Source organism: Chitinophaga flava (assembly GCF_003308995.1).
GTDB classification, from domain to species: Bacteria; Bacteroidota; Bacteroidia; order Chitinophagales; family Chitinophagaceae; genus Chitinophaga; species Chitinophaga flava.
Window position 1 is genome coordinate 965,681 of record NZ_QFFJ01000002.1, and the last position, 22,659, is coordinate 988,339.

The 22,659-nt window shown below is 48.1% G+C and carries 19 protein-coding genes; 11 read left to right on the forward strand and 8 right to left on the reverse strand.

The window, feature by feature from the left end:
• Positions 1–27: 27 nt before the first annotated feature.
• From DF182_RS20320 to DF182_RS20335, 4 genes are all read right to left on the reverse strand, one after another.
• The gene (locus tag DF182_RS20320) at positions 28–1,038 is read right to left on the reverse strand and encodes a hypothetical protein (RefSeq protein ID WP_113617641.1); all 1,011 of its coding nucleotides are present in this window, start codon (positions 1,036–1,038) and stop codon (positions 28–30) included.
• Positions 1,039–1,094: 56 nt separating this feature from the next.
• A complete protein-coding gene (locus DF182_RS20325; protein WP_147243489.1) occupies positions 1,095–2,111 on the reverse strand; it encodes a hypothetical protein in 1,017 nt (338 codons plus the stop codon).
• 14 nt (positions 2,112–2,125) lie between these two features.
• Positions 2,126–3,166, reverse strand: a complete 1,041-nt coding sequence (locus tag DF182_RS20330) for a hypothetical protein (RefSeq protein WP_147243490.1) — start codon at positions 3,164–3,166, stop codon at positions 2,126–2,128.
• 132 nt (positions 3,167–3,298) lie between these two features.
• Entirely contained in the window at positions 3,299–5,365 is a 2,067-nt protein-coding gene (locus DF182_RS20335; RefSeq protein WP_113617644.1) for a type IA DNA topoisomerase, read from the reverse strand.
• Between the two features lie 213 nt (positions 5,366–5,578).
• On the opposite strand from DF182_RS20335, the gene DF182_RS20340 reads away from it, so the two are divergent.
• Entirely contained in the window at positions 5,579–6,166 is a 588-nt protein-coding gene (locus DF182_RS20340; protein ID WP_113617645.1) for a TIGR04282 family arsenosugar biosynthesis glycosyltransferase, read from the forward strand.
• A gap of 148 nt (positions 6,167–6,314) precedes the next feature.
• Here the strand turns inward: DF182_RS20340 and DF182_RS20345 are convergent, their stop codons facing one another.
• The 4 genes from DF182_RS20345 to DF182_RS20360 form a co-directional block, all read right to left on the reverse strand.
• Entirely contained in the window at positions 6,315–6,668 is a 354-nt protein-coding gene (locus DF182_RS20345) for a hypothetical protein (RefSeq protein ID WP_113617646.1), read from the reverse strand.
• 1 nt (position 6,669) lies between these two features.
• Entirely contained in the window at positions 6,670–9,309 is a 2,640-nt protein-coding gene (locus DF182_RS20350; RefSeq protein ID WP_113617647.1) for a sugar-binding domain-containing protein, read from the reverse strand.
• Positions 9,310–9,410: 101 nt separating this feature from the next.
• Positions 9,411–10,535, reverse strand: a complete 1,125-nt coding sequence (locus tag DF182_RS20355) for a FecR family protein (protein WP_113617648.1) — start codon at positions 10,533–10,535, stop codon at positions 9,411–9,413.
• A 46-nt stretch (positions 10,536–10,581) separates the two neighbouring features.
• The gene (locus DF182_RS20360) at positions 10,582–11,130 is read right to left on the reverse strand and encodes an RNA polymerase sigma-70 factor (RefSeq protein WP_113617649.1); all 549 of its coding nucleotides are present in this window, start codon (positions 11,128–11,130) and stop codon (positions 10,582–10,584) included.
• 380 nt (positions 11,131–11,510) lie between these two features.
• Here DF182_RS20360 and DF182_RS20365 point away from each other — a divergent pair, with 380 nt between their 5' ends.
• From DF182_RS20365 to DF182_RS20410, 10 genes are all read left to right on the forward strand, one after another.
• The gene (locus DF182_RS20365) at positions 11,511–11,924 is read left to right on the forward strand and encodes an STN domain-containing protein (protein ID WP_147243491.1); all 414 of its coding nucleotides are present in this window, start codon (positions 11,511–11,513) and stop codon (positions 11,922–11,924) included.
• An 84-nt stretch (positions 11,925–12,008) separates the two neighbouring features.
• Positions 12,009–13,250, forward strand: coding sequence for a TolC family protein (locus DF182_RS20370; protein WP_113617651.1), 1,242 nt, complete (start codon positions 12,009–12,011; stop codon positions 13,248–13,250).
• A gap of 6 nt (positions 13,251–13,256) precedes the next feature.
• Complete coding sequence (locus DF182_RS20375; protein ID WP_113617652.1) at positions 13,257–14,171, forward strand: efflux RND transporter periplasmic adaptor subunit; 915 nt, start codon at positions 13,257–13,259, stop codon at positions 14,169–14,171.
• Positions 14,172–14,174: 3 nt separating this feature from the next.
• Positions 14,175–17,192, forward strand: a complete 3,018-nt coding sequence (locus DF182_RS20380; protein ID WP_113617653.1) for an efflux RND transporter permease subunit — start codon at positions 14,175–14,177, stop codon at positions 17,190–17,192.
• 41 nt (positions 17,193–17,233) lie between these two features.
• A complete protein-coding gene (locus DF182_RS20385; protein ID WP_113617654.1) occupies positions 17,234–18,370 on the forward strand; it encodes an NAD(P)/FAD-dependent oxidoreductase in 1,137 nt (378 codons plus the stop codon).
• A complete protein-coding gene (locus DF182_RS20390) occupies positions 18,367–19,080 on the forward strand; it encodes a methyltransferase domain-containing protein (protein ID WP_113617655.1) in 714 nt (237 codons plus the stop codon). The genes DF182_RS20385 and DF182_RS20390 overlap by 4 nt, the downstream gene beginning before the upstream one ends.
• Positions 19,077–20,129 carry a type III polyketide synthase gene (locus tag DF182_RS20395; protein WP_113619663.1) on the forward strand — a complete coding sequence of 351 codons (1,053 nt, stop codon included), beginning with the start codon at positions 19,077–19,079 and terminating at the stop codon, positions 20,127–20,129. Before DF182_RS20390 ends, DF182_RS20395 begins: the two co-directional genes overlap by 4 nt.
• Positions 20,123–20,914 (forward strand): enoyl-ACP reductase FabI, encoded by a 792-nt coding sequence (locus tag DF182_RS20400; protein WP_113617656.1) that lies wholly within the window; start codon positions 20,123–20,125, stop codon positions 20,912–20,914. The genes DF182_RS20395 and DF182_RS20400 overlap by 7 nt, the downstream gene beginning before the upstream one ends.
• 3 nt (positions 20,915–20,917) lie before the next feature.
• The gene (locus tag DF182_RS20405; RefSeq protein WP_113617657.1) at positions 20,918–21,352 is read left to right on the forward strand and encodes a 3-hydroxyacyl-ACP dehydratase FabZ family protein; all 435 of its coding nucleotides are present in this window, start codon (positions 20,918–20,920) and stop codon (positions 21,350–21,352) included.
• A gap of 27 nt (positions 21,353–21,379) precedes the next feature.
• Positions 21,380–22,657 (forward strand): beta-ketoacyl-[acyl-carrier-protein] synthase family protein, encoded by a 1,278-nt coding sequence (locus DF182_RS20410; RefSeq protein WP_113617658.1) that lies wholly within the window; start codon positions 21,380–21,382, stop codon positions 22,655–22,657.
• Positions 22,658–22,659: the final 2 nt, after the last annotated feature.

Genomic DNA, 22,659 nt, shown 5'->3' on the forward strand with positions numbered 1-22,659 from the left:
AACAACGGGACGTCGGAAATATTCAAACTACAGATCTTCCGCCACAATTTCAGCAGACTGCCAGGAATCGTCTAACCGGAGCTCTGCTATATTCTCTGTGGACTGCTGGAACAGCTGTCCGTTTTTATATACTTTGAACAAAAAAGGAAGGGGAGGCTTTACATTGGGATACAGCGATGCTGAATAGGGTATTCCTCGCCGGTCTATCATTTGTTTTTGTACCCAGTAATAATACCATAGGTTAACAGAAGGTTTGTCGATCCTGCTGCCGGGTGGCAATACAGTTTCAGTATCTGTATTGGTATAGCCCAATTCCAGAAAATTTGTTTTACTATTATTTCTGATAGTAACCGGAATATATGGGTCACTCCAGGGCTGATCTGATAAATCCCGCAAGGCTAAATGAAACATATGGGAAAGGTTGCTGAAGTGGTAGCCGGCGGTACCGAGAGGAGGTACAAAGTCATTTACCGTTGGTCCTCCTGGCATTCTAAGCGTTTCCCTCCTATAGTTGCTGCAATACACTTGTAATAAATTGACGGAGTCACGATTGTTTACGGTGACCTTAACGTTAAACGGAGGTTTTCCCATAGCTATAAATTCCTGTAGTTTATCGTTACCTGGAATGATGGTGGTTACTACACGGTCGGCACTTAACACCTGGATACGTACATCATGCATTTTTGTGATATCGGATGCAACCTGTACAGTCAGGTATTGTTTGTTGACATAAAGCCAGTAATTGAGGTTCGGAAGTTTTACTCCGCCAAAAGGAACCATTGCAAACTCCTGGCGATTGTTAACTAACGTGAGTACGCTATCAGAACGGGTACCGCTGCCAGTATGCAACTTTGTGTTCGCGGTCCGGAGATAGGAAGATACCGCGGAATCCGTTATCAGTAGATTACCTCCGGCATCGGCAACAGTGTTACTGTTCAGGATACCGCGTAGCCAGGTATTCCCCAGTAGCAGGGAGTCCTGTACAATCAGCCTGCTGCTGATCGTATGGGTTTGAGCAGTACCTCTGAATAGGATCATTAACACGAAAATATTTAAGCACGAAATAAATTTCATAAAGTAGTATTTGAGGATAATTAGAACATGGGTTCAATAACAAGAAGAAGATCACCATTACCAGGAGGCAGTGGAATGTTCCAGGGACCGGGCGTCATCAAATACTGACCGGAATAAAAGGAATCAGCAATATATACGGTAAACTTTGCTGCAACCGGCTGGATGGACATCGGGTGGTACTCAAAGGAAAATGAATCGATTGTTCCTGATGTCGAAGTGATAAGCGTATCATTTGGACCGCAGGTCAAATATAGTCCATAGGGAACAACGGAGAGCCATCCGTCAGGGAGTTTGTTCACCATTGTAATTTTTCGTCTGGACTGATAGATGATATCATTTTCCAGCCTACAGCTAATTACAAAAGGTCCACTAAGCCCGGGCAGCATCATCGACAGGCTGTCCTGGTAAGAAATCCTGGTACTAAATGTATAGTTAGTATGTTTATCATTCTTAAAAAGATCATCATTCTGTTGCATCGATATCATATACCTGTATCCTGAATGACTATTATTAATAGCCAGCTTCAGGTCAAATGGCGATTTCCCCGGGATGGTTGTTTTACTAAACTGATTCGGATCGGTCCGGAATTCACTTCTTATTCCGTCTGCGCTCACAGCAATAACTGTCAAGGAATCGAATCCCTCAACCGGTATGTTCTGGATGGATGGTGACATGATTATCTCAAGTGGTGGCCGCGCAGATATGATACTATCTAAACTGCCCTCGCCTGTCTGGCCTGCAGGGTATGGAGTCATCGCCAGTTCACGGGTTTGCTCGTTGAGGGTTAGGATACTGTCGGCATTGGTAGAAGATGCTGTGTGACGAAAGTGGTACTTGTCAATATAGTCCTTCACCGCTTTTGCAGTAGGCAACGTAGTACCGGCTGCCGGAATATCAGATAAATGCTGCATTACACCTTTGACCCATACATTCTTTAAGCGTAAGGAATCTGTTTGCACACGTTTGGCGGTTATTATCTGAGCGTGTGCAATGTGCAACATCAAAGCAGAAATCAAGGTTAACAAAAATGTTCTCATAAAAATTAATAGGGTTAAATGTCTTCTAAGAGTAATAAAATATTAGTATCCTGTTCGCTGATAGGAATAGATGGCAATTGCATGCCCGGTTCAAATAATTTTACAGGTTCAGCAACACCGTTCCGGAAGAAGGTACATTTGATTTTTTTCCGGCGGGCCGACTTGAGGTATTCACCATTAAGTGTGGAAATGGGGTAGGATAATGATACAGTCACGGAGCCGGAAGTACCTGATGGAACGAAAGCCAGGAATTGTGCGTCAGGACCGTGATAAACCTCTTCAAGCTGTGTTTTTGCACCAATCACACGTATGGTCACCAGATTTTCGCTGGTAAGGTTACGAACAGTTACATTCACTTTTTTACCTGGATTATTTACCTGGGAATTGACAGTTGCTGAAAGATTGAGCATTCCTGCGAGGTTATTCATCCGGAGAATGATCGTGTCGTTGTAATTTGCATTCTTGTCAAAAAGAAAGCCGGTACTACATCCGTTTTTCCAGTATGGTTGGGCTTTTAATAAACAAATTTTGTCGGGATCTTTGTTTACCCAGGTAATGTAAGCGGTGAACGGTGGTTTGCCAAAAGCGAAGTCCATATCATTTTCCGTAGGCGTGAAATAGAATATGGTACGGATACTGTCGCTGCTGGTGATCTCCATTCTGATAGAATCTTCTGTAGACTGGGTGATGCCATAAAAGCTGCGAAAAGCTATCTGCAGGAATGGAGTGCGGGTGTTGGCGGCTCCTCCCTGCGCAACCGGTACCAGTATGGGCTGTCGGGTATTCGCGTCCAGCGTCAGCACACTATCCATTCTTGAAGAAGTAGTAACAGGTGGGATCGTGCTATGCTGGTCGATATACTGCTTCACTACAGCAGCAGTGGATACGGTCCGGTCATTGCCCGCCGGTGATGCGGGATTATCACGAATGGTGTTGATCCATTGTCCTTTCAGTGATAGCGAGTCTTTTACCTGTAAGCCTCCGGTGACAATCGTTTGCTGTGCCTGCAGGGCAGGGCAGCACAATAATAATGGTAGTAGGAAAATCAATTTCATATTCGGGTTAACGTTCAGTACACCACAAAATTGAAAACTTCCTACTCCCTTTCCAAATCCGCTACTGGCAACACTTTCACAGGAGAAGTATCATACCCCTCCTTATAGTGTATCATCTTGCAAAACCTAACCTTAGCTGATCTCAAAGCTGTCTGTCAGCTTTAGTTTGCCGGCTTTCCCTTTGGTCACTAGATCGTGGACCTGTTTATCAGTCAGTTTTTTGCCATTCACTTCAAAAGGCAGTTTAAATCCGCATACTTTGAAGTTGCTGCAGCCATAGGCGTTGTTACCTTTTAACAAAGCATGCTCTTTGCACTTGGGGCACTGCATGGTGGCCAGGTCCACCGGTGGCTTCTCTGCTTTGGGTTTACGTTCCTTTTTAGGTTTTTCCGGTGGCGGTGGTGGTGCATCCGGTGCGATGGTGATGGTTTTGTAGCTGGCGGTCTTTACTTCTTTGGTGAGCTCTACCACCATGGTGATCAGTTCTTCCTTGAAGGTGTCCATGGTATATTCGCCTTTTTCGATAAGCCGAAGTTTTCGTTCCCACTGGCCGGTGAGCTCGGCGCTTTTGAGTAGTTCGGATTGAATGGTATCAATCAGGTCCATGCCCGTTTGTGTGGCAAAGATGTTTTTTTTCTTTTTGTCGATGTATTTGCGGCGGAACAGGGTTTCTATGATATTGGCGCGGGTAGAAGGCCGGCCGATACCGTTGTCTTTCAGCAGCTCGCGCATTTCTTCGTCATCCACCTGTTTGCCGGCTGTTTCCATGGCCCTGAGCAGACTGGCTTCTGTAAATGCTTTGGGCGGACTGGTTTTGCCCTGATGTATGCGGGGTGTATGTGGCCCGCTTTCGCCAACTACAAAATCAGGAATGAACTTCTCTTCTTCTTCGCCTTCTTTTTTGATGCTGGTATCATTGGCATATACTTCCTTCCAGCCTGGTTCGATGATTTGTTTGCCTGTTACTTTAAAAGGTACCTGGCCTACTTTTCCCAGTACGGTGGTGTTGGAAATTTTACATTCCGGGTAAAACGCAGCGATGAAGCGGCGTGCAATGAGATCATATATTCTTTTTTCATCCAGCCCCAGGCCGCCGGGATGTACACCGGTGGGAATGATGGCATGGTGATCTGTTACTTTCTTATCGTCAAAAACGGTTTTCAGTTTAGGGATGGGGTTGGCCAATACGGGGGCAGTGAGGGCCGCGTACGGTGTCATGTCCTGTAAGATGCCAGCCACTTTGGGATGCAGGTCTTCTGAGAGGTAGGTAGTATCTACGCGGGGGTAGGTGACCAGTTTTTTCTCATAAAGATTCTGTACATATTTCAGCGTATCATCGGCGGAGTAGGCGTACTTCTTATTGGCGGCCACCTGCAGGGAGGTGAGGTCAAAGAGGCGGGGATTACCTTCTTTACCATCTTTTTTCTCAAAGGAGGTGACTTCAAACGGATGTTGCTGCAGATAGTCCAGCCCCTTCTGTGCTTTTTCCACACTGCCGAGACGATCTATGGCAGCTGTGAACTCTACATCACGATACAGGGTTTTTAACTCCCAGTAATCTTCCGACACAAAAGCATTGATTTCTTTCTGTCTGGCCACGATCATAGCCAGGGTAGGGGTTTGTACCCTGCCGATAGACAATACAGCCTTGCCCATACCAAATTTTTTGGTGAACAGGCGGGTGGCGTTCATGCCCAGGAGCCAGTCGCCGATGGCGCGGGCGCTGCCGGCAGCATATAGATTGTTGTACTGGTCTGCATCCTTGAGTTGCTGAAATCCATTACGTATAGCCTCTTCCGTGAGAGAAGATATCCACAGTCTTTTTACAGGGGCGGCGCATTTGGCTTTGAGCAGCACCCATCGTTGTATAAGCTCTCCTTCCTGCCCGGCATCCCCGCAGTTGATCACTTCGTCACATTGTTGTATCAGTCCTTCTATGACTTTGAACTGTTTCTGTACACCCTCATTCTCGATGAGTTTGATGCCAAAGCTGGGAGGGATCATGGGGAGGTCTTCCAACCGCCAGAACTTCCATTGTTCATAATAGTCGTGTGGTTCCTTCAGTGTACAAAAATGGCCGAAAGTCCAGGTTACCTGGTAGCCATTGCCTTCGTAGTAGCCATCCTTGCGTTGCTTCGCACCGATTATTTCTGCTATATCTCTGGCCACACTTGGTTTTTCTGCAATGCAAACTTTCATAAAAAGTTGAAATAGGGTAACAAATATCGGACAATTTACTGTTTTTACCGGATTTTAATAGGGAGATAGCAGACGGGTTAATAAGAAGTTATCCTGGAAAGATTAACAAAAATAATGAATGCTAAATGCTTTTATTAACAATCATCAGACAACCTTTACCCTCCAAAACGCGTAGATTGTTGGTACGCTAACCTCTAAAAAATCCTGGCCCATATGATAGAGTTCAACCAGGCACTGATCGTTCTTGCGAGAGACAAGGAATCCACTGTGGCTAATACCCGGCTCAAAGCCACTGTAGGTGATTTTAAAACACGCGAGATATTTCACCATTTGCTGATTCACACACAGGAAATAGCATCCTATACTACTATGGATAAATATGTGGTGCTGGAAGATAAAAGTGATTTCGGACTATGGGAAGAATATATCATTTTTCCCCGGCTGGCTCATAACCCCGGAGAGTCTATGTCCCTTGCCTTTAACCTGGCGTTCGCGACGGGCTATCAGGAAGTAGTGATGATTGGTATGGACTGCCCGCATCTTTCCCCGGAGCTGCTGAATGAAGCTTTTGCCATCCTGAAACGGAATGAGGTGGTCATAGGTCCTGCACAGCATGGGGGTTTTTATTTGCTGGGCATGCGGCGGTTTTATCCGGAATTGTTTGAGTTCATCGATTCCAGCTCGTCTCACTGGTTACGCCGACTGTTGACAGCCATCAACAACCTGCGGCTGCGTTTTACTTTTTTACCCACCCTGAATATTGTACAGGAACTGGCAGATGTGCCGGAGGAATGGCTATAACCAGGATGACCGAAGGGATTGTTTTGATTTATTTTGATTCCCCTTATGAGCGAAGAATAATTTGCATTTATCAGAAACAAGGCAAACATTGACTTCATTCATCAGGAGAATCATCAATAAATCAAAACAATCCCTTCGGTCATTGTGGTTACAGGCCCCAGTCTTTATACTGAGCTCTGATTTTGTTCAGGATGGGACCTTCAAAGGGGACGGAGCCACCGGCAAAGAATTCGGTCCAGGTGATATCGCTGTTGAAATGAGCGAGCGTATACCCGTTTTCGAAGCTGAGGTATAGTTGCCTGCGCTCGTCTGTCACCCGGAAGTGCCCCAGGGTGTTGAGTAACAACCTCCTGAGGGCACCTTTTTCCATATAATGTGCGGCGGTGTCATAACACAGCGGGAAAAGCGTGTGTACCATGACATAATCCGCCAGAAAGGGCTGGACGTTAAAATGAGCAGCGGCCAGTAATGACATCTCATAATATGCTGCTGCAGGTTTCATTTTATTTCCAGGTTTTTTCACCTTTTTTCATTTTATCCAGGACATCCTGATAGTTCTTTTTTTCATCGGAAGGAGCCAGCTGAACAGCTTTTTCTTCATTGGCGATCGCGTCTTCCTTTTTGCCGGCTTTATAGAGCACCTGGGCATATGTGTCGATGTAGGCCGGATTATCGCCTGCTTTCAGCAGATGCTGACACCAGTTGGCCGCATTGCTGAGATGAGTTGGATCAGAGAGATTTTCAAACACGGTCCATGCGTAGGTGTTGAGCTCATTGGCTGAAATGTATGCTGCACATTTCCCCACGTATCGGTCTGCTGTGGTAGCAAAGTTGTCGTAGTCTTTCTGATTTAGCAGATGAATGGTTTTGGCGCGCAGGAATATTTCTTCTCCGGGGGCGCCGTATTGTTTGGTCTTTGCTTCTATTTTGCTCCAGTCGGGTTTGGCGGCGGCATCCTGTACATATGGCTGAATTTCTTCGCCAAAGATGATGCCCATCAGTTTCCTGTCTGCCTGGCGTTGTCCCAGTGCCTTGTTGATTTGGTCACGATTGGCCAGGAGTAGTGGAAATCCTTTGTCACGGGTGCTGGTAGTGAATTTATTGATAAATGCCAGCTGGCTGTTGGTGTAAGGAGCTTTCAGCTGTGCGATGTAATCATTGGCGATTTTAACCGCATTGGATTTATCATTTACACTGGCAGCCATTTGTGCCAGTTGCTGCAGAAATGCCGGATCTTTTTTGCCTTTCTGGTATTCTTCGAGCAGGGCGGCGTAGTTATTGTTGGGGTTGGTGGTATCGATATCTTTTACGATAAAGGCAGCTGCCACGTCGCTGGTAGGAGGTACGATTGCACCATGTATCTGTCTTAACCGTGCCACGGGTATTTTAACTACCTCGCGGTCGTAGGAGATGAGACCGTTTTCTTCTGTTTCCACATCAAAGGGTTCTGTGTAGATAGAGCCGCTTAATCCTTCTTCTTCATATAGTTTCAGGTGTTTGTTCATGAGTTCGTATTTGCGGGTAAAGCCGGCTGCTGTGCTGGTGATATACCCCCATCCATCTGCGGCGTTCCATTGGTGGTTGGGTGTTCTTACCTGTACACCGCCCCATTCACCGAGTACTCTTGCTTTGCCGGGGAGGGCTGGTGAGATACCAGGGCCTGGATATTCATGAATGTCGGTGAGGTCGCTGCTTTTCCATTTTTCGTTGGGATCTTTAGGAGATTCCCGGTCGTAGTTTTCACCGGTGTGGCCGTCAATCAGACGGGAGGGGTCCATCTGTTTCATGGCTTCGGTGAGTCGTTGCTGATCGTAACGTGCCCAGCCTTCGTTGAACAGTACCCAGCATACAATGGAAGGGTGGTTATAGAGTTGGGTGACGGTAGCGATATTTTCCTTTTCAAAGTTTTTTCTGGCGCCAACGGTAGTATTGGGACAAGTGACCATATCCTGCCATACGAGGATCCCTTCGCGGTCGCAGTGATAGTACCAGCGGTCAGGCTCTACTTTTACGTGTTTACGGATGGTGTTGAAGCCCATGGACTTCACTGCGAGGACATCAAATTTGAGTGCTTCGTCAGTAGGGGCGGCATAGAGTCCGTCGGGCCAGAAGCCCTGGTCGAGTACGCCGAGGTTGTAGGTATATTTACCGTTCAGGAAGATGCGTTCCTGGCCGTTTTCATCTTTTTTGATTTCTATTTTGCGCATACCGAAGTAGGATGCTACTGTATCAACTACTTTATTGTTGTAGAGCAGTCTGACGGAGAGATCGTAAAGGAAGGGGGTGTTGGGAGACCAGAGTTGAGGATTGGGTACTGACAGTTGAAGGTCGGTGTTGGGTTTACCTTTTATGCTGCCGATGACGTTTCCTTTGCTGCTGGCGATAGCTTCCACCGTATAGCCGTTGGCGTTACCATCGGTGCTAACGCGGATATCGAGTCGTTGCTGATCTATCTGGGGCACCATTTTCAGGTCGGCTATATATACAGGGGGTACGGTTTCAAGCCATACGGTCTGCCAGATGCCGCTGCTGCCGGTGTAGAGGATATTGCGTGGTTGCAGTACCTGTTTGCCATGGGGGTTGTCACCCTGGTCGGTAGGGTCGAGTACAGACACTACCAGTTCATTATTTTTATCTTTCAGGTGTTCGGTGATATCGATGTTGAAGCCGGTATATCCGCCGTTATGTTCACCGATTTTTTTTCCGTTGAGGAATACGGTGGTGTTATAGTCTACTGCACCGAAGTGGAGTATGGTTTTGTCTTTTCCTTTGGAGGCTGGTTTGTTGAAAGTCCGTTTATACCAGAGGCGCTGGTCGGGCAGTAATGTTTTGCCGACACCAGAAAGGGCAGATTCCAGTGGGAAAGGGACGAGTATCTGGTTGCTGTAGGTGGTGGGAGGTGTTTGCTCAGCGGCGCTGGTGATGGTATAGTTCCAGAGGCCGTTAAGGTTCTCCCAGCCGGACCGCACCATTTGGGGGCGGGGATATTCAGGCAGGACGCTGGATGGTTTGACATCTTTGGCCCACCTTGTTTGCAGCGGGGAAGGTTTCATTTTCCAGGAATCGGACGTCTGGCCGGACGTGAGGATACTGAGGGTCGTGCATCCGATAACGAGGAATGCAGTGCTAATTTGTCGTAACATGTTTAAGGTCGGTTAAGGTCTTACATTAACGATGTATATAAAATATACGCTTTGCGGGGTGTTAAGAGGCCGCAGCAGGTTATTTTGGCTGGTATGGATATCTACTCAAAGTGGAGGATACCATTTTGATCATAATGGGATTTTACACCGTCTGCAGCTTCCAGGTTGTGGAGGAAAGCCTGCAGGGGCTGGTTCCTGTCTATGATTCCGAAGAAGCGTCTGCTACTAACTCTTTGGTTGTCCATCATTACGGTAATGCCGTACCACCGCAGTATGACAGGGGCTAGTTCCTGCAGGGAGGCATTTTCGAAAGTGTATACGCCTGTGCGCCAGCTCAATACTTTATCCGGGTCGAAAGCTGCTGTTGTCATACCCGTATGGCTGCTGGTGATTTCAAAGCCTGGTTTGAGTATTTCGTTCTGCCGGGAGGAGGCTACTTTCACGGCACCTTCAACCAGGGCTACTTTTATGGAGCCGGAGTCGTAGGTGTTGATATTAAAGGCTGTTCCCAACACACTAATCGTATTGCCTGGCAGATGCACGATAAAAGGCTGGTCTGCTTTGGCGGCGATCTGAAAGTAGGCTTCCCCGTTAACGGTCACTTCACGTTTGCTGCCGTTGAAGCTGAACGGGAAGCTGATGGTAGTACCTGCATTCAGTTGTACCTGGGTACCATCTGCCAGCAGGAGATTGTAGTCTTTTCCACGGGGAACGGTGAGTGTATTCATCCCGCTGCCGGTTTGGTGGCGGGCATCGAAGCTCAGCGTTTGATGAGTGTTGTTTAAAACGGTATGACCTATCTGTATGCCGGACGAGTCAGCACTGAGGTCTATGGTTTTACCATCTGCTGTTACCAGTCGGATGGTAGAATCCATGTTGTTCCCGAGTGCAGCAACAGGCTGGTGCTCATTGGTTGTGTTATGCCTGAGCAGATACCAGCTGCCGGTGATGGCCAGCAGGCAGGCGGCTGCAATACTGCAGGCTTTTCTGATATAACGAAGCCTGCTCCGTTGGTGGAGGTTGGTCAGGACCTCTTCAACGGGGTGTTGTGCAAAGCTTTCGCTTGCATCAGCCAGCAAACGGGACCTGTCCCCGTGTATGCTTTCCCAGATACTGCGTGCTTGGGAATCTGCTTCAATAGCGTTGTAAAGCAATGCCTTCTCTTCGTCGCTGATAGTGCCCAACAGCTCGTCAAAAGTCAGTTCCCGTATTTTTTCATAATCCATCTTGATCCGGATATTACCATATTAACGGAGTACACGACAAAAAGTACTATAGGTCGTGGGAAGATTTTAATTTTTTCCTGAGAATTCTGAGGGTAGTACTCATCTGGTTTTTGACAGTTTGCAGCGATAGGTGTTTTTCTGCTACAATTTCACGTTGGGTTTTATCTTCCAGGTAGGACATTTCAAATACTGTACGCTGCCCCACAGGCAACGCGTTAATGGCATTCGCCATCTGAAGCGACAGCTCCTTCCGCTCCATTGGATTGAAGTTGACCGTCATCTCCTTCAAATGCATATACATATGTACGTTCCGGTCCTTTACCGCATTACGCCGTATCCGGTCCATACACTTATTCTTAATACAAGTAATCAGATAACTCTTCAGGTGGAGATTGTCAGCCAGCTTATCCCTCCTGTTCCAGATGATAATCAGTACATCATGTACCACATCGGCCGCCTCCTCGGAATCTTTCAACAGGAAGTTGGCTTCCACATGCAAACGCCGGTAGTAACGGTTGTAAATCTGCGTAAATGCCCATTCGCTCCCGATCTTCAGATCAGTTACCAATTGCACATCAGTGTATGATTCCATCATTTCCCCCTTTAAAATGTAGTAGTTGTTTTACATAACATTCCGGTCAAATTAAGTCTCCACGTATCAGTAACGGTTATCCGGGAAGTTTTTCAGTCAAAAAGGTCAGGGGTTTCGCAGATAGCTGCTATATTATTTTTTTGTAAAATCCTGTTAGCAAGTTAAACTATTATCACAACCTCAAAACAGGCACTACCTCATCACGTTTGTTAAGCAATTGTAAAGCATTATTTAGTTACCCGAACTTGGGGACACAACAAAATCATCTCCCTTCATAGTACTTTTTACCGGTCAACTCGTTCAAAAGGATGTGATGAATTTCAGTCTGATTGTATAAAGATTATATTGAAACCCTTGCCGGTATTTTTCCAGCTCCTAACAATATGCTCAAATATTTACCTCACCAGACTTCCCTCCGCAAGACGACCTGGTTCGTCCTCATCTGGCTTCCCCTCGTAGCCTTCTCTCAACAACACTCCTCAGACCAGGCAGAAAAAATAAAAGTCCGTGTCAACGTCCATAATACACCCCTCAAAGATGTCTTTAAACTCATCAGCAGACAAACCGGCCTCACCTTCTTCGGTAGCAACTCCGGCTCATACGACATGAAGGTATCCCTCCACTCTGCCGATACCGAACTCACTAAACTGCTCGATGACCTCCTCAGCCCCCTCAATTTCTCCTGGGAAATATCAGGTAAAGTCATCATCATCAGAAAAAAAACAGATCCCCCCATCACTCCACAATCCATGGAAATAATCTCCAGCACCCCCACACGACCTGTCATGGCAGAATAACTGCCTCAATACCCATCTTCCATTAACCTTTAACCAATAACAGCGTTATTGTTATAGTCTCAACGTATTTCCCAATGCCGCGTCATGAAAAAAATCAGGACAACGCTCCTGCTACTGTTGATACTAACCCAGATACAGGCGCAGGAACGGAACATACAATACTTCCTGGAACAGGGGATGGTCAACAGCCCCCTGCTAAAAGACTATCAAAATCAACTGCTGTCTGCCGCTATAGACAGCATGCGCCTCCGTGCCAGCTACGGATTCCTGGTAAACGGTAACAGCATCAACACCTATGCTCCCGTTATCCACGGCTACGGCTATGACAACGCCATCAGCAACGGCGCCCAGGTAAGCGCCCTCGTTTCGGCCTCCCGCCTGTTCGTGGGAAAACGAAACATCGAAAACCAGTTCCGCGCCATCTCCCTGCAAAATGAAACGACCCGCAACACTGCCGCCATTACCAGCCAGGATCTGAAAAAAAATATCACCGCACAATATATTACCGCCTACGGCGACTGGGCCCAGTACCTGTTCAACCAGGACGTACTGAAACTCCTGCAGGAAGAATCTTCCCTGCTGATTCAGCTCACCAGAGCAGGGACCTACAAACAAACCGATTACCTCACCTTCCTCGTCACGCTGCAACAACAGGAATTACTGGTGAAACAACTGCAGGCACAGTATCAGAACAACTATGCCCTGCTCAATTACCTTTGCGGCCTTACCGATACCGCTTTTCATGAACTGCCGGACCCCGTCCTGCAGCCGGAAAATATACCTGGACCGGAATACACCATCTTCTTCCGGAAATTTCAACTCGATAGCCTGCAACTGAAAAACAGCGATGCACAAATCGATTATAACTACCACCCCAGAATCAGCCTTTTCGCAGACGGAGGATATAACAGCTCCCTGGCAGTGGACCCCTATAAAAATATAGGCGTCAGCGCCGGTGTCAGCCTTACTGTACCCATCTACGACGGTAAACAACGAAAAATGCAACACGATAAAATAACCCTCTCCGAACATACGCGGAGAGGATACCAGGATTTTTTTATGCAACAATACCGGCAACTGATACAGCAGTTAACGCAACAATTGCAGGCCGCCCAGCAACTGATAGATCAGGCAAGCGCCCGGATAAAATATGCAGAAGGGCTGATACAGGCCAATCGTAAACTGCTTATGAGTGGAGATGTTAGGATTGCAGATTATATCATCGCTATTAATAATTATCTCAATGCAAAAAATATCATCACCCTCAACACTATTAATAAATATCAGCTGATTAACCAGCTGAACTACTGGAATCGCATTAATTAGGCTGCTATGAATATCAAAACAGGACTGGGCATATGGATGATCATGATGGTTACTGCCTGCCACAGCAGGCTTCCGGAGGAAACACCGGCCAACACCGGTACGCCCGTTACCGTAGCGTCCCCCGTCACGGGTACCGTGGAGGATACCGTAGTCCTCAACGCTACCGCTACCTTTCTGCTTAAAACCTTTGTCAAGGCCGTGGCTAACGGTTTTCTGCAAACAGCCAATGTAAAACTCGGACAACATGTTTCCAGAGGGCAGGTGCTCTTCTCCCTCAAAACAAAAGAAGCAGTTAACCTGGGTAATACCATCAACCGGCTTGACTCCTCCTTCCGCTTTACAGGACTGATACCCATACGTGCCACTGGCAACGGGTATATCACCCAGCTGGCCTATCAGGCAGGCAACTACGTACAGGACGGCGAACAACTGGCCACTATTTCAGATGACAGAAGCTTCGTTTTTATACTGAACCTGCCCTATGAGCTCACACCTTACCTGCAGGATAACCGCATGATGCAGTTGCAGTTGCCGGATGGACAAAGGCTGGCAGGACGCCTGGGAGAAGCCTTGCCTAGTGTTGATTCAGTGGCACAAACACAACATTATGTAGTACGCATCACCTCCCGTAAACTGATACCGGAAAACCTGGTCGCCAAAGTAATACTGATCAAATCGAGGAAAACAGGTGCAGTACTGCTGCCTCGCGCAGCACTGCTCACCAATGAATCCCAAACAGACTACTGGATTATGAAACTGAAGGACAGTATAACAGCCGTGAAGGTACCGGTACAAAAAGGATTGGAAGCCGGCGACAGGGTAGAAGTGTTGTCACCCATCCTCACAGCGCAAGACAGGGTGCTGGTGAGTGGTAACTATGGACTGCCGGATACGGCCAGGGTCATCATCATTAATCACTAGCGCATGAAACAGTATTTTGTTGCTTACAGAAATCCGATAGCGGTGATGACAGCCATCATCATCCTGGGAGGTCTGTTTGCCTACGGCAAAATAAGGTCTGCGCTTTTTCCCGAAATCACTTTCCCAAAAATTAAAATCATTGCAGAGGCAGGACAGCAGCCGGTCAATAAAATGATGATCACCGTTACCCGGCCGCTGGAGCTGGCTATCAAACAGGTACCGGACCTGCAAACGATCAGAAGTGTTACCAGTCGCGGCAGTTGTGAAATAGCTGCTTTTATGGACTGGAGTGCGGATATCGATATCAGTCAGCAACGTATATCTTCCAGGATCGAAGAAATAAAAAACACGCTGCCACCTGATATCAGCATCCGTGTGGAAAGAATGAACCCTTCCATCCTTCCCGTCAGCGGCTATACGCTGGAAGGTACCGGTCTCTCGCCGATAGACCTTAAATACCTGGCCACCTATACGATAAAACCGTTTCTGTCGCAGGTGGAAGGGGTGGCTGAAATCCGTGTTATTGGTGGCAAGAACAAAGAATACTGGGTGGAACTGGACCGTGGCAAAATGAATACGCTGGGTATCACTCCGGAAATGATCGGCAATGCATTGAATCAGACCAATTTTATTAAGTCTAATGGTTACCTGACCGACTACCGTTTGTTGTACCTGACGGTCACCGATGCGCTGGTCAGCAACCGGCAGCAGCTGGAAAATATCGTGATCAGCAACAACGGCCAACGCATCGTTTTGCTGAAAGACATCGCAGCGGTGGGTATCCGCGAAGCCAAAGAATATATCAAGATTAACGCTAATGGCCATGAAGGGGTGCTGATAGCTGTGATCAAACAGCCCAATGCCAATCTGGTAGATGTGTCTGACAGAATGGAGCGGCAGCTTGCTGTACTGCGAAAGACTTTGCCTGCTCAGGTGAAGATAGCGCCCTACTATGTGCAGGCTGATTTTGTGCAGGACGCTATTCGCAGCGTGACAGACAGTTTATGGGTAGGGCTGTTGCTGGCTATCCTGGTGGCGGTAATATTTCTGCGTTCGGCCAAAGCGAGTTTCACCATTATGATCAGCATACCGGTCACCTTGTTGCTGACGCTGATTGTGTTGTATACAACGGGTCAGACTTTTAACATCATGACGTTGGGAGCCATAGCAGCAGCTATCGGCCTGATCATCGATGATGCGATTGTGGTAGTGGAACAGCTGCACCGGACACATGAAGAACATCCGGGAGAGCCTGGTAATATGGTGGTACATAAGGCTATTGATTATCTGCTGCCTGCGATGGTAGGATCATCCCTGAGTACCATTGTTATTTTCCTGCCTTTTGTGCTGATGACCGGCGTAGCTGGTGCTTATTTTAAGGTGATGACGAACACGATGATCGTTACGCTTATTTGTTCTTTTCTGGTCACCTGGCTGGTGTTGCCGGTCATCTATCTGTTGCTGGGCAAAAAGCATATACCACAAAAGCTGCCGCCAGGTCATACCTTAAAACGCCAGCGCTGGGTGACGTTTTTTATTACGCGTCCCTGGCTGAGTGTATTGCTGGTGCTGGTGCTGATTATTGCTGCAGTGCTGATATTACCAAGGCTGGAAACGGGATTCCTGCCGGAGATGGACGAAGGGAGTATTGTGATGGACTACAGTTCGCCGCCGGGAACTTCGCTGGAGGAGACAGACCGGATATTACGGGAGGTGGAAAAAATCATCACCGCCACGCCTGAAGTAGCCGCTTACTCGCGGCGTACCGGAACACAGATGGGCTTTTTTATCACGGAGCCTAACAGGGGAGACTATCTTATTCAGTTGAAGAAAGACCGGCGTGTTAGCACCAACGAAGTGATCGACAAGCTGCGTCAGAAGATAGAAGCTTCGCAGCCGGCATTGCGGGTGGATTTCGGGCAGGTGATCGGTGATATGCTGGGAGATCTGATGACTTCGGTGCAGCCGGTGGAGGTGAAGATATTCGGGAATGATCCGCAGGCTTTGCAGGTACTGGCCAGGCAGGTGGCAGCGGTGGTGAAGGGTGTGAAAGGTACTGCAGATGTGTTTGACGGAATCGTAATTGCGGGGCCGGGTATCAACATTACCCTGAATACCGTTGCCCTGGCACAATATGGTATTACACCTGCCAGCCTGCAGTATCAGCTGCAGGCGGCGCAGGAAGGTAATGTAGCGGGAAGTGTGTTTGAGAAGGAGCAGTTGTCGCCTATCCGGCTGGTATATCCTGGCAACAGCCGGTTGAAAGTAGCGGAGATAGGGCAGTTGCAGGTATTTCTTCCGGGAGGCAAGCTACGTCCGGTGACAGATTTTGCCCGTATCGAAATGCAGGGCGGCGATGCGGAAATCAACCGGGAGAACCTGCAGTCCATGGGGCTGGTGACTGCTAGACTGAACAACAGCGGGCTGGGTACGGTGATGAAGAAGGTTGACCAGGAGATACACGCCCGCATACAGCTGCCACAGGGTTACAGTATTATGTACGGCGGCGCATATGCTGAGCAGCAGCAATCATTCCGCGAGCTGTTGATGATATTGATAACTGCTTCCCTGCTGGTGTTTGGGGTGATCCTTTTTCTGTACCGCAGTGTTCAGGATGCGCTGATTATTCTGCTGGTGGCGGTATTGGGTATTACAGGCAGTTATATCGCCTTGTATATCACCGGTACTCCGCTGAATGTAGGGAGTTATACCGGTCTGATCATGATTGTGGGGATTATCGGGGAGAATGCCATTTTTACTTTTTTACAGTTCCATGAGTCGATGCTTCATACGGAAGATGCAGATGAGGCTATTGTGTACGCTATTTCCACGCGGCTGCGTCCCAAGCTGATGACAGCTCTTGGCGCTATTGTTGCGCTGATGCCTATTGCGCTGGGCATTGGTACCGGGGCGCAGTTGCACCAGCCGCTGGCGATTGCGGTGATAGGTGGTTTCCTGGTGGCGATGCCGTTGTTGCTGATTGTATTACCTGCGTTTATGCGCTGGCGGTATAAGCGATAGCACAACCGTACTTCCAAATATGTCGTATATTGCTAATGTACATGGGTTTACAGCATCACATTATCATTATCGGCGGGGGGCTCGCCGGACTGACAGGAGCTATCCACCTTTCCCGTGCGGGATTGCCGGTGACCCTGATCGAGAAAAACAGATTTCCGAAACATAAAGTCTGCGGGGAATATATCTCCAATGAAGTATTACCTTATTTGCAATGGCTGGGGGCAGACCCTGCAGAACTGAGGCCTGCAGACATTTCCCGGCTACTGCTTTCTGCGGCCAATGGAAAAACGCTTACCGCCTCCCTGCCGCTGGGTGGTTTTGGTATCAGCCGTTATGCTATAGATGCTTTCCTGATGAACAAAGCGCTGGCTGCCGGCGTTAGGTTGGTGACCGACACTGTTACCAGTGTGGATTATGAAGATAACCGTTTTACGGTGGAAACGCAGGGACACGGTAGTTTTGAAGGGACGGTAACGTTGGGTGCCTATGGAAAACGTTCTATACTCGACCAGCGTCTGTCGAGGAACTTTCTGCAGCAACGGGCGCCATGGCTGGCTGTCAAAGGACATTACGAAGGTGATTTCCCTGATGACCTGGTAGCCCTGCACAATTTTCCGGGTGGTTATTGCGGCGTTTCGAAAATTGAAACCGGACACCTGAATATCTGTTATCTGGTAAGTACAGACAGTTTCCGTCAGTATGGAGATATTCAGCAGCACCGGGAAGAAGTGATGTACCGGAATATACATCTCAGGGAAATTTTTTCACATAGCCGTGCGTTGTTTGAGCAACCGCTTTCTATCAGCCAGATATGTTTTGATGAAAAGACGAAGGTAGAACAGCATATGCTGATGACGGGGGATACCGCCGGACTCATTCATCCGCTTTGTGGCAATGGTATGGCGATGGCCATAGACAGTGCGCGGATGGCGGCAGAAGGAGTGTTGCGGTTTTGCAGGGAAACAGACTATTCCCGCCGGCAGCTGGAAGATGATTACAGCAAACGTTGGGAGCGGGCTTTCAGCAGACGTATGAAAACAGGGCGGCTGTTGAACAACCTTTTCCTGAAAGACAGGCTTTCCACCTGGCTGATACAGCAGATGGCATCTTTCCCGGCAGTATTGCCATTTATCATCCGGCAAACACATGGCCGGCCATTAAAAGTGATGAACACATGATACTCAATACCAGAGAACGTGTGCTGGCGCCTGAGATCATGGACGATTTTTCCATGGAAGGAGAACGCTTGCAAAGGGCATTGGACAAAATAGCAAAGATCAACCGGAAACTGGGAGGCAACAGGATTACACTGAAAGGCGTAGCGACACTGATGCGGCAACTGCCTCCCGAAAAAACAGTGACTATCATGGATATCGGGTGTGGTAACGGTGATATGCTGCGGGCACTGGCGGATGAAGGACGTCAACGTGGATGGAAGTTGCATCTGGTGGGAGTTGATGCCAATCGTTTTACAGTACATCATGCAGCAGCACTGTCGGTGGATTATCCGGAAATCAGTTATGACTGTATCGATGTGACACATGATTCTTTTGCGGAGATGGAATATGATATTGTGTTATTAACACTGACCCTGCATCATTTTACTGATGCAACCATATTGGCGCTGATGCAACATTTTTGCAGGTGTGCTACGGTTGGAATTGTGGTGAATGATCTGCATCGCAGCAGCATCGCCTACCGGTTGTTTCAGCTGTTGTGTTACGTGCTGGGACTAGAGGAAATGACCCGTTATGACGGGCTGACCTCTATTATGCGTGGGTTTAAAAAGCCGGAGCTGATAGAGCTTTGCCGGCAACTGAATATCAGGAATTACAGTCTGCGTTGGCGATGGGCTTTCCGTTACCAATGGGTTATATCAAATTTATGAGCGTAAAAATTCAATCAGTAGCAAAGGCATTACCAGCGTATACCAGGCCTACCAGCGAAATAATGCCATACCTTGACCTATGGCTTGCCGGACAGGAAGAACGGTTTGTAAAAAAGGTAAAGAAGATTTTTGAGAATGCAGCAGTAGATCAGCGGTATTCTATCATGAATGCAGAGGAAGTATTTAACAGTACCTCTTTTGAAGAGAAGAACAATATTTACATCCGGGAATGCACGGCGCTGGGGAAAAAATGTTTGCAGGGTGCACTGGAAAAGGCCGGTCTGAAAGGAGAGGAGATAGACTATATCATCACTGTCAGCTGTACCGGTTTTATGATCCCTTCTATGGATGCATATCTGATCAATGCGTTGCAGCTAAGGCAGGATATTGTTCGTTTACCCGTTACCGAGATGGGGTGTGCGGCAGGTGTTTCGGGGATGATCTACGCATATCAGTTTCTGAAGGCCAATCCCGGAAAAAGGGCTGCGGTAGTGGCGGTTGAATCACCCACGGCCACCTTTCAGCATAACGACTACTCCATGGCCAACATTGTCAGCGCCGCTATTTTCGGAGATGGTGCTGCCTGTGTGATATTATCCTCCCATGAAGATGATAAAGGACCTGCTATTGTGGGAACAGAGATGTATCATTTTTATGAGGCTACCCACCTGATGGGTTTCCATCTTTCCAATACCGGTTTGCAGATGGTGCTGGATATTGCGGTGCCGGAGCAGATCGCGAGTCATTTTTCTGATATCATTTATCCGTTCCTGGAGCGGCATGGTACTAGCATGGAAGAGGTGAACCAGCTGATTTTTCATCCCGGAGGAAGAAAAATTATTCAGACGGTGGAAGAGATTTTCAGTGGGTCCGGTAAAAATATTGATGATACCAAAGAAGTGTTAAGGTTATACGGTAATATGTCCAGCGCCACGGTGCTGTATGTTCTGGAGCGTGTACTGGACAAAGCCGTGCCGCCGGGAGATAAAGGGTTGATGCTGAGTTTTGGTCCTGGTTTTTCTGCACAAAGAATACTATTGCAATGGTAAGGGATTTTGCATCACAACAATACTGGGCACTCATTCTGGGCGGTAGCAGCGGGCTGGGACTGGCATCGGCCCGCAAGCTGGCGGAGAAGGGTATGCATCTCTGCATTGTACATCGAAATGCGGGTATGGAAATGGAGCAGGTGAATGCTGATTTTGAAGCGTTGCGGGCAACAGGTGTGCAGGTAATATCGTTTAATGTGAGTATTACGAACACAGAAAAACGGGCCTTTGTTTTACAGGAGCTGCAACAACAAATGGGAGCAGCAGGACGGGTGCGATGTTTGTTGCACAGCATAGCTAAAGGCACGTTAAAAGCGATGACCGGTGATCAGGCATTACAAACAGATGATATGATGATCACGCTGGAACATATGGCGGTGAGTTTGCATGACTGGACACAGTCGGTATGGCAACAGGGGCTTTTTGCCGGTGATGCGCGTGTATTGTCATTTACCAGTGAAGGCAGCAGCAAAGCATGGCAGCACTATGCGGCTGTATCGGCCGCCAAAGCCTCCCTGGAGGCTATTAGCCGTAGCATTGCACTGGAGTTCGGACCTTATGGTATCAGAGCCAACTGCCTGCAGGCGGGGGTAACAGATACCCGTTCCCTGCGTATGATCCCGGGGCATGAACAGCTGTTGGCCCACAGTATTGCCCGTACTCCTTTTCAACGGCTTACCACACCCGAAGATGTGGCAAATATGGTGTATCTTTTATGTAAAGATGAAGCGGCCTGGGTAACCGGCGCCGTGATCCCGGTAGACGGAGGTGCACATATACATTGACAGATGACGACAGCAGCTATATTAGCAAAACTACCATACAGCGAACCTTTTTTATTTGTAGATACGCTGGAATATATTGATGAAAAAAAAGTGACAGGCAGCTTTACTTTCCGGCCTGATATGGACTTTTACAAAGGGCATTTCAAACATTATGCTGTTACGCCGGGTGTATTGCTCACCGAAGTAATGGCACAGATAGGGCTGGTATGCCTGGGCATCTATCTGACCGGAGGCGCGGAAGATCTGGCATTTGGCCTGACTGCTACAAATGTGGAGTTTATGGCGCCTGTGCTGCCAGGTGAAAAAGTGACCGTCACGGGTGAAAAGGAATATTTTCGTTTTGGTAAACTGAAATGTAAAGTAGTAATGACCAATGAGCGGGGACAGGAAGTGAGCAGTGGTGTGATGGCCGGGATGATCATCCCCCGTAAATCGTAATCCATAATTTGTAATTCGTAATTGTCTATGTCTGTTCGGGTAGTTATAACAGGACTTGGTGTGATGGCGCCCAATGGAGCTGGTGTTCCTGCTTTCCGTGAGGCGGTCATCAATGGTGTTTCCGGTATCCGGTATGATCCGAAGCTGGCAGCACTGGATTTTTCCTGTCGCATTGCTGGGACGCCGGAAGTAACGGAAGCTATGAAGCTGCGTTATTTTGAGCCGCTGGAGCTGAAAGGCTTCAACAGCGAAGCTGTCCTTTACGGAGTGATGGCAGGTATCGAAGCCTGGCAGGACGCGGGGTTGCCGCTGGCCAACGGAGCAATGCAGCCTGACTGGGACAGCGGGGTTGTATTTGGCACCGGTTCTTCCGGAGTAGATAAATGGCGGGAAGCAATTTATCAGGTAGATGAAGGAAAAGTACGTCGTTTAGGCAGTACCGTTATTTCACAAACCATGGCCAGTAGTATCAGTGCCTGGCTGGGGGGAAAGCTGGCGCTGGGCAACCAGGTGACCACCAATTCGTCTGCCTGTACTACTGGTGCAGAGAGCGTGATGATGGCCTATGACAGGATACGGTCGGGTAAGGCTCTGCGTATGCTGGCTGGCAGTACTACCGATGGTGGTCCTTATGTATGGGCAGGGTTTGATGCTATGCGGGTATGTACTTTTAAAAATAACGACCGGCCGGAAGCGGGTTCCAGGCCTATGAGTGCCAGTGCCAGCGGTTTTGTGCCGGGGGCAGGTGCAGGTGCGCTGGTAGTGGAGTCGCTGGATAGTGCCCTGCAAAGAGGGGCTACTATTTATGCAGAAATCGCCGGCGGACATGTTAATTCCGGTGGTCAGCTGGGAGAAGGAAGTATGACGGCACCCAACAGTGAAGCGGTACAACGCTGCATCCGGGAAGCTGTCCGTGAAGCAGGTATTCATCCCGATGAGATTGATGTGATCAATGGTCACCTTACAGCTACCAGCAAAGATGCTACGGAGATCCTCAACTGGAGCCAGGCACTCAATAGAAAAGGAGCAGACTTCCCTTATGTAAATGCCCTGAAATGTATGGTGGGACACTGTTTGAGCGCTTCGGGCAGTATTGAACTGGTGTCCGCAGTGCTGCAGTTGAAAGAAGGTTTTCTTTTCCCCAATATAAATAGTGAAGACCTGCATCCGGAGATAGCGGCTATCGTACCACGGGAACGCATTCCTTTGCAGTTGATGAATAAAACGCTGCAGGTAGTGGCCAAAGCCAGTTTTGGTTTCGGCGATGTAAATGCCTGTATCATTCTTAAAAAATATAAACCCTGATA